This is a genomic window from Ruminobacter sp. RM87 (assembly GCF_000701925.1).
GTDB lineage: Bacteria > Pseudomonadota > Gammaproteobacteria > Enterobacterales > Succinivibrionaceae > Ruminobacter > Ruminobacter amylophilus.
Genome location: NZ_JNKD01000001.1, coordinates 43,158 through 55,456 on the forward strand (window position 1 = coordinate 43,158; position 12,299 = coordinate 55,456).

The following is a 12,299-nucleotide window of genomic DNA, read 5'->3' on the forward strand; positions in this document are numbered from 1 at the left end:
TGCAGCCATAAATTACCGCAACATAAAAACTCAGTGAAATCAGGCACTGAAACCACTTTTTAGGGATTATAGCACGACTTGTTTATACAGAATGAAACACAGCTCGGAAATACTGCAAGATGAATAAAAAATCTCCGGCCAGGGAAACCGAACCGGAGACGAAATCATAAAAAAGTAAAAATATATCCGTTATGCCGCCATAACCGCAGACAGAATGACAATAACAAAAACCACGCCTGCTGCGACATAATTGATGACGTCTGAATAGTTTTTCTTTGGCTTGTTGCCTGAAGCCAGCTCATCAAAAATCTTGTTAGTCACCGCAAATCTTGCAGCACACACGCCTGACACAGCAAAACCGCCGGCCATGGCGAACATGGAAAGCAGAGTTACATACTTGGCACCGTAATCATGATCGCTCCATCCCAGAATCATGGCAACGAGAAGAAGTGCCATGCCTGCTCCCACAGGAATAACAGCGGTCTTCATGTATTTACTGATTTCATTTACGTATTCAATGAAATAATATCCCTCTCCCTTGACCAGAGCATTCACGGTAGCCTCAATAACCTTCGGAGTAACGTAGAAGGCATAACCGAAACAGCCGGCTCCGAGGATAGCCATAAGCACCTTGATAAAATCAGTCGTTACCACTGCAAGCACCAGAAGAACCAGCGCACCGGCGGCACAGCCGAGAAACGCATTTATCTGTCTCTCTGCCGCCCCTGCAAGATAGGTAAAGGTTCCGGCGATGTCATCATCACCTTCATTATTTTCTGCACCGCTTTCGTTTTCTTCAGTCTTTGGCTGCTCCTCAGGCTGATTTTCGGTCTCCTGTGCAGGTATGTCAGCCATTTCTTCCGCAACGGAAGTCCGCTGAGCATCGTCAGAGACAGGAGATTCCTGTACCGCTTCCACAGGCTCAGATGAAGCACCGTCGGTTCCTGCGTTGTTCATGGCCTTCTGAATCATGGCGGCAATACCGCCTGCTCCGGCCTGTGAAGATGAAGAGAACGATGAAGTGGCAGAATTCACCTGCACTTCAGGAGTAATCAGCTCTTCGGCTGAAGAGTTTTCTGCGAAAAAATCCAGCGTATCGTCAGCCGTAACTGATGTGTCAGCGGAAAGATCCTCGGTAACAGGCTCTTCAGTTCCTGAATTTTCTCCGGAAAGATCCAGGGTAATCTCACTGTCTGAAGACTGAACAGCAGGAGCTTCCTCTGCCTCAACGGAAATATCATCAACGACAGGAGCCTGCTGTGTCGGAACCGGCTCAGACTTGTCGATTACGATGTTGGCCACGTCGTCTTCAATGGTTTTGGCATCAAAAACAACACTGTTGTTGGCGTCAGTGCTCTTGCCTTTATTTGTACTGCTGTAGAAACCTCCGGAAGTCCCCTCGGCTGCCGCTGCAGGTCTGTTCTTGGAAAAATGAAGTTTGCTTGCAATGCTGTTATCCTTTGATATTCTTGCACCGCATTTTTCGCAGAACAGCACGTCATCATCAAGTTCAGCGTTACATTCCTGACATCTCATAGAAAAATCCCCGTACCGACCGGTTTCATGCAAAACTGACCGGCTAAAACCTCTTATTTTATTGTAACTGTTGATTGATCCCCGTCGTCATACGACACTCAGTATCATACAGCCTCCAAAGCATACAGAGTGACTGAACCAGTGACCATAGAAACGGATAGTTTTATTTTAAAGGTTAAATCCTTACCAGACTACCTTTTATACTTTTATCATGGTTAATTATGAATACAGCTAACATATTTATCAATATCTATAACAATTATTAGCTAAAATCTCACACAAATTAACATTTAAGGCTTACAAAAACGGATGTTTTTCCGGACTGTAAAGATATTTTTACAGACTTATTGTCGGGAAAAACGCATCTGTCCGAGGGGATTTTTTCTTATTTCTCACACTTTAAGAACAATGTACAAAAATTTGCCGAAAAAATCATGTACAGTTGGCTTCAGGCTTTGGATTTCAAGGCTTCGCCCCCTTCTGCAGACGTTCAGCATTTCTCTGTCTGCTATCACTCCTTCCGCTCACGTTTAAAACACTGCCGCTGCCGGTAAGTCCGTCCACGGACATTCTGCTTACATCCAGAAGATCGGTGTTTTCCACGTATCTAAGCCACTCAGACAGATCAATCTTTTTAAAATCAACCTCTGATAATCGGGAAAGAGGAATACCTCCGCATACTCCGTCCGGAAAGTCAAAGCCGGATTCCGGGAGCTGTTCCATGACTATTCTTGCCAGAGGAGAACTGAAACAGCAGTATCTCTGTTCGTAAACCACGCATTTTCCCAGAACCTTTTCAGTGCACGATCTCCCGGTATACATACAGGAATCAAGCTTAAGCTTCATGGAGGTTTCTATCTCGTTCGGCCTGCATGACGTGGCTATCTCCTCCAGGGTTTTAGCCAGCTGATAAGCCACATATGCGGCCATGACTCCCTGCATTGCCCCGATCACTGCGGGATTCATCTGAATCATGCTTATTCCCTCCTCACTTACGGTTTCTGTAAACAGCGCCTCTTTTGCGGCTTCCCCCATGGTGTTCTCAACAATTTCGGCAAGCCTTGCCGTTATGGCCTGCATAAACTCCTCTCTCGCCTTCTCGACCGCCGTATCCATGACACTGCCGATAACGCTGTCGGCAGTCCCGGATATCAGCCCCTGAGAACCGGTCATCAGTGTTCCTCCTGCCCAGGATCCCATGGCTGAAGATGTGTTTTCGAGTGAGGCATATGCAGTTTTAAGTGCCGCCATATATGTAATCATACGGATATATGTTCCGGCATCCGCGGTATTTGGCGCATTACAGCAGTCCATTCTGCCGAAATAACCTTTTCTGCAGGTATCGGCCGTTCCCTTAAAGACACTGCATGAACGTTCGGAACTCTGTTCGCCGGTACAGACAACGTCACTCTGCATGTACTGAAGAGTCTGCAGAAGAAGAACCGCTTCTTCTACCCCTTCGTTATTCTCTTCCGGCACGTCGTAGGCAGCCATAATGCCGGCGTCAGGTTTCGGGAAACCGTCGGACAGCTGCTGAACACGTTCATCCACGGGAACCTTTTTACCGGATTCCGACGCAAGCATTTTCCGCAGTCTGTCACCTCTGACACTGCCTTCTGCTTCAGGTCTGTCATCAGATAAATCATTCTCCCGCTCATAAACATCAAGTCTCCGGCAGAAAGGATCCCATAGTCCGGAAAGTCTTCCGTCCCTTAAAAAGAAATCCGGCATTCTGAAGGCATCGGAACAGAGCCTTATCCCAGACCTTACAATGCATTCATAATCTCCTGAATCATTGCCGTTCACATCTGATTCGTCTCCTGAAATACGTTCAAGACACTTTCCGCCAAGTACAGTTCGGGGGTTTCCGGCGAATAACCCGGTACATTCGGAATTTCCCCAGAAATCCTTTTCGACAAGATTTCCGGTATCGTACAGAATACGGAAATTCATGTATCCTTCACCGCCTCCGGTAACGGACACGCGTTCCCTGATTTTCAGATTAAGCACCCTGCCTGCAGACTCCTCGCGGGAAACGGATGCGGCCTTCAGGATCATCGGCCAGATGTCCGTCTCAAGACGGGTGATTTCACTTCTGTTAAGTTCACACCTGCCTCCCGTCTCCGGCGGAAAATCATCATTCGGCAAATTGAGGAGTTTAACCCAGAGATTTTCACCGTTCCCCGACTCATCATCCTTTCCGGCTTTTTCTCCCTCGACTTCCGCTTTTACCCAGAGCTGAATATAATCATCATAATAAACGGTATCCAGGATAAGAGCCCTTATCACCTCCGGACGTTCTACGGTAAGACCGATTTCCTTTTCAAAAACGGTACAGCTGCCGCTTAGTGAATTGTCTCTGGTGTCTCCCAGCCAGAACTCCGTGCATCCGTGTTCATCCCTGCAGACGCCGTAATTAAAGGTTCCGAAGAAAGATACCGGCGGTACGGCCTTAAAATCATGCGTAAGCAGGCAGTGACGACCATTGCCGTCTCCCGCGTTTATCCCTGTATCATCCGTGGCCGCCTCTCCGCCGCCAGCACTTTCTCCTTCAAATCGGCATTTTACGGTTCCCCGTGCGGAGAGCCGCAGCATATCCCCGAAACTGCAGTCTCCGGAATCACTGTTTTCCGAAATTCCGGTGATATCCGCTGTTCTTTCCTTTTCCATGATTTCAGTGAGTTCACCGTGAGTAGAAACAATATCACCGGCATAAAGCTGCCCCATATCGGAGAGCCCCTGTGCCGAAGATAAGGAGTCCATGATGCCTGAAGTATAAACGTCATCGGTCATGCTCTCTGCAAGAGTCTGACGCAGTCCCGTACCGAAATCCCTTTCCGACGGTACGTCAGCGGAAACGGCCGCGGCACTTAAAAAGAACGGAATTATGCAGAAATGCTGAAGGCTGGATATTTTTTCAGAAAACATATGCTTGATGTCAGTGCGTAGAATAAAAACGGTTCTTAAAGAAAAGGGCTGTGGCCCGACAGGCCTGTTTTTATCGCACGTGTGGATGATTCACCGGATAAAAAGCCTTAAAAAACAGAATGTCCAGTATCAGAAAACAGTCTGATTCCCGGCAGGTTATCAGTTCTTCCTGAAGAAAAATATAATCATGTCAGCAGTTTCATCCGTATCTTCTTTCGATACGCATATAAAATGCGACATTATATTTTGCACATTGAGTGATACTGTCTGTAACATACCGATTACTGACAGTTCCTTACCTGATAATGAGACAGAACGTGTGTTAAATTTTTAACACATATATTTATTTATATAAATATTGTTAAAAATTTTAAAAACCATCTATATTTATGTGATATCGTATATATATCTTTAATAAAAATTCTGCATATCCATATTTAGTCGTATATGTCTCACTTTTTCGGTCATGTCTTAATTAAAATATAAATTACCCTCTCTTAGAGGAAAAGAACAGCACCGACTTCGAACATTCTCCTCTTTCTGACACCGAGCGTTTTCCTCCTTTAAGCTCGTGTAATCGATGTCGGTGCATTTTCTCTTCATGTAACGTTCAGCTGGTTCAGACGGACCGGCTTTTTATTTTTCCGGCCGGTACAGAACCGTTTCAGAGATTCAGGTATTTATGATTTGCCTCCGTATCATTCCGTTATAAAAAAACGCTCTGTTCTGAACAGAGCGTTTACATGACTTGAAACAGGTGGACTGCTAGACATTTGCCCCCATCATATAGGCAGTATTAAGAATTTCCTTTCCTTCAACATCCCCCTTGCGCCAGTTACCGCCTCCATAGAGCTTGCCTCTTATCTCGGCATTCTCAATGCAGTCGGTAAAACCTTCCAGGGCCTGCATGGTTCTTTCAATCATGGTGTCGTTGTCAGCGGCTGCCGCAATGAAATAAAATTCCCTGCCCCTCAGTTCAGGATAGACCGGCATCAGTCTGTCTATGAAGGTTTTCATCTGACCGCTCATACTGTAAAAATACACGGGAGTTGAAAGCACTATGACGTCGGCATCAAGCAGTTTGTCAACCAGGCGCTCCATATCATCCTTAATCACGCAGTGATGGGTTGATGAACATACTTCACATCCGCGACAGAACTCTATTTTGCAGTCACGCAGATAGATTTTTTCAGTACGATGCATGGCATCACGCGCACCTTTTAAAAAGCTTTCCACCATCATATCGGTGTTGCCGTTTTTTCTGGGACTGCTGACAATCGCCAAAACCTTTTTTCCCATATCCACCTCCTGCCGCACTTGTCGGTTTTATGCGGGAATAATTCAGAATTTCCGCCTGATTCTATGCCTTCTCGCAGAATACAGCCACATTTCTGGTCAGGGCATCATACACATCGTCATTAAAGCAGACAAAATACACTTCTATCTCATAATCAGAATTCTCAGACAGCCAGTCAAACACGGTTTCCACGGCTATGCGTGAAGCCCTGTCTATCGGATATCCGTAAACACCGCATGATATGGCACTGAACGCAATCGATTTCAGGTTATGCTCTCTGGCGATATCCATCGAGTTGCGGTAGCATCCTGAAAGCTTCACCGGATCGGAAGGTCTGTCGTGATATACGGGACCGACGGTATGAATGACGTATTTTGCCGGAAGTCTGTACCCGCGGGTGATTTTGGCCTCGCCGGTTTCACAGCCGCCCAGAGTTCTGCATTCAGCCAGCAGCTCAGGGCCTGCGGCACGATGAATTGCTCCGTCAACCCCACCACCGCCTAACAGCGTTTTATTGGCGGCATTGACAATGGCATCCACGCTTAGTGTAGTTATATCCGCTTTAATCACCTTGATTTTATCGAAAATCATTACTGTTCCATCCGTTTGTTTCATAATCTGCGGGAATCAGGCAAAAACACTTTAATTCCTGTCTATATATTAATTTTACTATCGATAACAGATAACTTCTTTATCGCCTTCACATTTTTTTACCGCAGTTGGGAAGTCCGACACAATTCTTCTGTAACAAGGACAGTCCCTGTCATGATCATTGATAATCCCCGCGGCCTGCAGATACGCATATACGGTAACCGGCCCCAGATACTTCAGCCCCCTCTTTCTGAGATCCCTGCTGATATCTTCGGAAAGCGCATTTGATGAAGGAATCAGACCTTCATCATGCCCCTCGTATATGACTGTCACATTATCCGTATACCTCCAGATGTATTCTGAAAAGCTTCCGAATTCATCCGCTATTTTCTGAAAACATCTGGCATTATGAATTATCGCTTCAACCTTTCTGCGGGAACGGATCATGCCTTCGGTGTTCAGAATTCTTTCGATATCGGCTTCAGTATAGGCCGCCACCTTCACATAATCAAAATCGTCAAAACAGGCTCTGACAGTATCTCTTTTTCTGATGATGATTGACCAGCTGAGACCGCACTGCAGTGCTTCCAGCATCAGACATTCAAAATGCCTGCTGTCGTCATGCACGGGGATGCCCCATTCTTTATCATGGTATGCCTGATTTTCAGGGGAGGTGTTTTTCCAGTCACAGTAAGCCATAGCTATCCTTCAGTGTATATCGGTATATCTGCCATTATGCCACATAATTGGGTTATACATGCATATATAATCAGCATGTATCGTAAACTTTATGCAATCTTCTGTCTGAACATTTTTTCAGACAAAAAACTCTGCGCCGGAAAAGACGCAGAGTTTTTCGTTAACAGTCATCGGAATTCCGGCATGTCCGGAACTCAGAATATCGGACTAGAGCAGTACACGTGCCTTTAAGGTACCGTCGATAGCCTTGAGCTCGTGAAGAACATCTTCAGGCTTGTCGCTGTGGATTTCCATTACAACATAGCCGATTTCAGGAGTGGTCTGAAGGTACTGTGCTGCAACATTGATACCGCGGTCTGCAAACACCTGGTTAATCTTGTTGATTACGCCAGGATTGTTCTTGTGGATGTGAAGCAGGCGGCTTACGCTGTTACCCTGGGTTGGAAGAGAAACTTCAGGGAAGTTTACTGCAGTCAGGGTTGAACCGTTATCTGAGTATAATGCAAGCTTGTTGGCTACTTCGATACCGATGTTCTTCTGAGCTTCAAGGGTTGAAGCACCAATGTGCGGAGTAAGAATCACGTTATCGAACTTGGTTAATACGCAGTCAAACGGATCGCCGTTCTTTGCAGGTTCTACAGGATAAACGTCACATGCGGCACCTGCAACCTTGCCTGATTCAAGAGCATCAGCGAGAGCATTGATGTCAACTACGGTACCTCTTGAAGCATTCAGGAAGATAACGCCGTCCTTCATCTTGGCAAATGCGGCTGCATTGATCATGTTCTTGGTGGTTGGGCTTTCAGGAACATGCATGGTCACAACGTCTGCTCTTGCAAACAGTTCATCAATGGTTTCAACCTGATGAGCATTACCAAGGGCAAGCTTGTTTTCAATATCATAGAAAATAACGTTAAGACCGAGGGCTTCGGCGATGATACCTACCTGAGTACCGATATGACCGTAGCCGATGATACCGATGGTCTTGCCGCGGGCTTCATAGCAGCCCTTTGCATTCTTGTCCCAGCCGCCGCGATGTAAAAGAGCGTTCTTGGCAGGAACGGTTCTGAACAGCTGAAGGTATTCACCGGTAACAAGCTCTGCAACCGAACGGGTATTGGAGTAAGGTGCGTTGAATACTGGAATACCGCGGTTTCTTGCGGCTTCAAGATCAACCTGGTTGGTACCGATACAGAAACAGCCTACAGCACAGAGCTTGTGGGCATGTTCAAAAATTTCATCGGTAAGGAAGGTACGAGAACGGATACCAAGGAAATGAACATCCTTGATCTTTTCAATCAGTTCTTCCTTGTCCAATGCCTTTTTGAGATACTCAACGTTGGTATAACCAGCTTTGTTAAAGGTCTCTACAGCACTTGGGTCCACGCCTTCAAGTAATAAAACCTTAATCTTATCCTTATCAAGAGAATAACGACTCATCTCTTCTCCTTATTTTTCCCTAATATTTCCGGCTACACGATAATAAAAATAAAACAGTCCCGCTGTAAAACAAGGGACTGTCTGCTAAATTCAAACTTACTTGTTTACAGCTCTGCGGCTCTTAACTGCGTTAGAAAGCATTTCAAGAACGAGTTCGGTATCTTCCCAGCCGATACAAGCGTCGGTGATACTCTGACCGTACTTGAGCTTGTCTGCACAGCCTTCAACCAGATCCTGTCTGCCTTCAACCAGATGACTTTCAATCATAACACCGAAGATGCCCTTCACGCCGGAAGCGATCTGCTGACTTACGTTTTCGGCAACTTCAACCTGCTTCTTGAACTGCTTTGAACTGTTTGCATGGCTGAAGTCAATCATTACTACAGGATCAAGACCGGCCTTGCTGAGATCTTCAACAGCCTTGTTTACATGTTCGGCTGAGTAGTTTGGTCCCTTACTGCCGCCGCGGAGAATGATGTGACAGTCTTCGTTACCGAGGGTCTTCACGATGGCGCTGTGACCGAACTTGGTTACTGAAAGGAAGGTATGTTCTGAAGCAGCTGACTTGAGAGCATCCATTGCAATCTTAACAGTACCGTCGGTACCGTTCTTGAAGCCTACAGGAGCGGAAGTACCTGAAGCAAGTTCACGGTGAACCTGTGATTCAGTGGTTCTTGCGCCGATTGCAACCCATGAAATGAATTCATCAAGGTACTGCGGAGTAAGAACGTCAAGGTATTCGGTAGCAATAGGCATGCCCAGTTCATTGATATCAAGAAGAAGCTTGCGGCCAATCTTGAGACCTGCATTGATATCGTATGAATTATCCATGAACGGGTCATTGATTAAGCCCTTCCAGCCTACTGTTGTACGAGGCTTTTCAAAATAAACACGCATTACGACTTCAAGGGTGTCGGCATACTTTTCACGGAGCTTGAGCAGACGTGATGCATATTCCATGGCAGACTTGACATCGTGAATTGAGCACGGACCGGTGATGACAACCAGACGATCGTCCTTGCCCTTCATGATGTTGTGAATGTTTTCTCTGCCTTTGATTACGGTAGCGGCTGCGGTATCAGTTATAGGATACTTTTCGCTGAGAGCCACTGGAGGTAATAAATTGGTAATCTCTTTGATTCTTAAATCGTAAATTTTTTCGTTCATTTTTTTAGTCTTATAATTCTGTAAGGATCCTTTGATGTACCTGATTTCCGTCAATACGTCTTGAACGGACGGATAAAAAGGCGGTTACGGATCACAAAAACCGGGTAAAGCAAAAAACTTTGTCTCATTGTAAAGGTACATCCGACAATAGTCAAATCTTAAAATCCCCTGTTCGACTATTTATATTGACTGTTACCGATAACTTTTCAAAGAATGTGATCTGAAAACACATAACCGGTATGCGGTTCTGCAGAGAATTAAAGCATCCGGAGGCTTCAGTTCCGGTTTTCTGCTTTATTCTACGCCTTTTTCACTATGGGGAAATGAGAAAATTTCTATGATAAACCCCATAACTGTACGTATTTTAACCGTTTTCTGAAAATTTCAGCGTCCCTGTCAGAGTATCGTCTGCGTGCGGTACGCCAGCCTCATGAAAATCCTTATGATACGCAGCTGTAAAACTTTCTGAAAACGTCTTTCCTCCGATGTTTCGGCATTCTGAAACACAGACCGGGATGCATACTGTCTGATCCATGAGGACTTTTTGCGCACAATCTGTTCTTTTCGGGCGCCTATTTGAACTTTTTACCAATAAAGACAGATTATTTACAGTGCTTTTTCTGTATAATATAGGAATATCTTCATGAGAAGGGTTCGTTTCCTCCGGACACGCGTTCTGCGTGCGGAACAGGAAAACTTTTTCGGATTTACATAATAAGACAGTCTGATTTATGGCTAAAGAAACATTAGAAAACGTTAGTCTGATAGATACTTACAAAAAAATCTATCCATACATCAAACCTTATATCGCCGTAGCCCTGCTGGGTATTGCACTCACGGTTCCTGTAGGCGCGCTTGATGCAGTAATCGCCTACTTCCTGAAGCCTTTTATGGATGAAGTTCTGGTAAACAAGGAGGAAAACTTCACCTCCTACGTACCTTTCATCATTATTGCCTTCACTCTGGTTCAGGGAATCTTCATTTACCTTTCAGCCATTGTTAACGGATATGTCGGCAACAAAATCACCCTGAATCTCAGAAGAGACCTGTACAACAAGCTGATTTACATGGACAGTGCCTATTTCAAGGACAACAACTCCGGCAACATCATCTACAGATACTACAATGACGCCGAAATGGCCTCCAGCGGTCTAATTAACAACCTGAAACTCGGTCTTACCAGATTCTTCTCATCCGTATCCCTTATCGGTGTTCTTCTTTACAACTCATGGCAGCTCAGCATCATTGCCGTGGGCGTGCTCGTTGTTCTGTTCCTGCCTCTGAGAATAGTCCGCAAGACCATCAAGAAGATCATGAACAAGACGTATACCGAAAGCGCATCACTTCTGTCTCTTTATAACGAAACATCCAGCGGCGAGAACGTAATCAAGTGCTACAATCTTCAGAAGCGCATGAAGGACAATTTTGAAACCGGAGCCTCTCAGTTATTCAGTCTGGCCATGCGTCTTATCAGAAACACCAACTGGCTCTCACCTACAATGCATCTCGTGGCAGCCTGCGGTGTGGCCATTGTAATCGCCTTCGGTGGCAAGCTGATTATCAACAAGACCATCACCAGCGGTGAATTCGTTTCATTCATCGCCTCTCTCATCATGCTCTACACTCCGCTCAAGGCCATCGGCAACAACTTCATCGAACTGCAGAAATCAGCCATCGCCCTGGCCCGAATTTATGAGATTTTCTCATACAAGCCGGTTGAGGAAGTGGAAAACGCCATGAATAAGCCTGAACTCAAAGGCATCAGTGAATCCATTGAATTCAGGAACGTTTCCTTCAGCTACAATTCTTCCAGAAAGGTGCTGAACAACGTAAGCCTGAAGGTCGGCAAGTCTCAGACCGTAGCCTTTGTAGGCAATTCAGGCGGCGGCAAGTCAACCATCTGTTCCCTGATACCGCGCCTTTATGAATGGCAGGAAGGCGACATCCTGATTGACGGCGTAAGCACCAGAAACTACGACATCAACTCCCTGCGTGAAAACATTTCTTATGTTTTCCAGGACAACTTCCTTTTTGATGACACCATCAGAAACAATATCATCATGGGCAAGTCGAACGCCACCGAGGAAGAAATCAGACAGGCCGTAAAGAATGCCTGTCTGGAAGACTTTATTGCCAATCTTCCTGAAGGTCTTGACACCAGAATCGGCGAACGGGGCACTCTGCTCTCAGGCGGTCAGAAACAGCGTATAGCCATCGCCAGAGCCTTTATCAAGAATGCGCCTATCGTTATTCTTGACGAAGCAACCAGCGCTCTGGACAATAAATCCGAAAAGGTGGTGCAGGAAGCTCTGGACAATCTGATGAAGGATCGTACCGTGTTTGTTATCGCCCATCGTCTTACCACCATCCAGAGCGCCGATCAGATTATCGTGGTCAACGAAGGCAATATCGTGGAAAAAGGTACTCACGACGAGCTTCTCGCGCTCAACGGTTTCTACAGCGGTCTCTACAACGCCAAGCTGCGTACCGCCGAAAACGAAGAAAACGGAAAGTAGCAACATACCGGCTGACGTCTTTATCGGTCTGACGCCGGTCGCATTGAATCACAGATGCAAAAAACCTGCCGCGGCAGGTTTTTTGATAAACGGCGGATAGTTTAGTTTTTACATGATTTACAGGA

8 protein-coding genes are annotated in these 12,299 nt (G+C 45.8%); 1 reads left to right on the forward strand and 7 read right to left on the reverse strand.

The genetic code is table 11. From position 1 onward, the window contains the following. Positions 1-189 precede the first annotated feature (189 nt). The 7 genes from T489_RS0100180 to aroG all read right to left on the reverse strand — a co-directional run bounded on the left by T489_RS0100180 (position 190) and on the right by aroG (position 9,658). Positions 190-1,536: a zinc ribbon domain-containing protein gene (locus tag T489_RS0100180; protein WP_031578031.1), complete on the reverse strand. Its 1,347-nt coding sequence runs from the start codon at positions 1,534-1,536 to the stop codon at positions 190-192. A 462-nt stretch (positions 1,537-1,998) separates the two neighbouring features. After that, complete coding sequence (traN, locus tag T489_RS0100185) at positions 1,999-4,464, reverse strand: conjugal transfer protein TraN (RefSeq protein WP_031578032.1); 2,466 nt, start codon at positions 4,462-4,464, stop codon at positions 1,999-2,001. A gap of 765 nt (positions 4,465-5,229) precedes the next feature. Continuing rightward, positions 5,230-5,763, reverse strand: coding sequence for a flavodoxin family protein (locus T489_RS0100190; protein WP_031578033.1), 534 nt, complete (start codon positions 5,761-5,763; stop codon positions 5,230-5,232). A 61-nt stretch (positions 5,764-5,824) separates the two neighbouring features. Beyond that, entirely contained in the window at positions 5,825-6,352 is a 528-nt protein-coding gene (locus T489_RS0100195; protein WP_031578034.1) for an O-acetyl-ADP-ribose deacetylase, read from the reverse strand. Positions 6,353-6,430: 78 nt separating this feature from the next. After that, positions 6,431-7,051, reverse strand: a complete 621-nt coding sequence (locus T489_RS0100200) for a DNA-3-methyladenine glycosylase I (RefSeq protein WP_031578035.1) — start codon at positions 7,049-7,051, stop codon at positions 6,431-6,433. Positions 7,052-7,258: 207 nt separating this feature from the next. Beyond that, positions 7,259-8,491 (reverse strand): phosphoglycerate dehydrogenase, encoded by a 1,233-nt coding sequence (gene serA / locus T489_RS0100205; protein ID WP_031578036.1) that lies wholly within the window; start codon positions 8,489-8,491, stop codon positions 7,259-7,261. Between the two features lie 96 nt (positions 8,492-8,587). After that, entirely contained in the window at positions 8,588-9,658 is a 1,071-nt protein-coding gene (aroG, locus tag T489_RS0100210; RefSeq protein WP_031578037.1) for a 3-deoxy-7-phosphoheptulonate synthase AroG, read from the reverse strand. Between the two features lie 731 nt (positions 9,659-10,389). On the opposite strand from aroG, the gene T489_RS0100220 reads away from it, so the two are divergent. Next, positions 10,390-12,174 carry an ABC transporter ATP-binding protein gene (locus T489_RS0100220; RefSeq protein WP_031578038.1) on the forward strand — a complete coding sequence of 595 codons (1,785 nt, stop codon included), beginning with the start codon at positions 10,390-10,392 and terminating at the stop codon, positions 12,172-12,174. Positions 12,175-12,299 lie beyond the last annotated feature (125 nt).

Coding starts and splice junctions, on each gene's coding strand:
- T489_RS0100180 (WP_031578031.1), bottom strand. CDS start 1,536: ATGAGATGTCAGGAATGTAACGCTGAACTTGATGATGACGTGCTGTTC.
- traN (WP_031578032.1), bottom strand. CDS start 4,464: ATGTTTTCTGAAAAAATATCCAGCCTTCAGCATTTCTGCATAATTCCG.
- T489_RS0100190 (WP_031578033.1), bottom strand. CDS start 5,763: ATGGGAAAAAAGGTTTTGGCGATTGTCAGCAGTCCCAGAAAAAACGGC.
- T489_RS0100195 (WP_031578034.1), bottom strand. CDS start 6,352: ATGATTTTCGATAAAATCAAGGTGATTAAAGCGGATATAACTACACTA.
- T489_RS0100200 (WP_031578035.1), bottom strand. CDS start 7,051: ATGGCTTACTGTGACTGGAAAAACACCTCCCCTGAAAATCAGGCATAC.
- serA (WP_031578036.1), bottom strand. CDS start 8,491: ATGAGTCGTTATTCTCTTGATAAGGATAAGATTAAGGTTTTATTACTT.
- aroG (WP_031578037.1), bottom strand. CDS start 9,658: ATGAACGAAAAAATTTACGATTTAAGAATCAAAGAGATTACCAATTTA.
- T489_RS0100220 (WP_031578038.1), top strand. CDS start 10,390: ATGGCTAAAGAAACATTAGAAAACGTTAGTCTGATAGATACTTACAAA.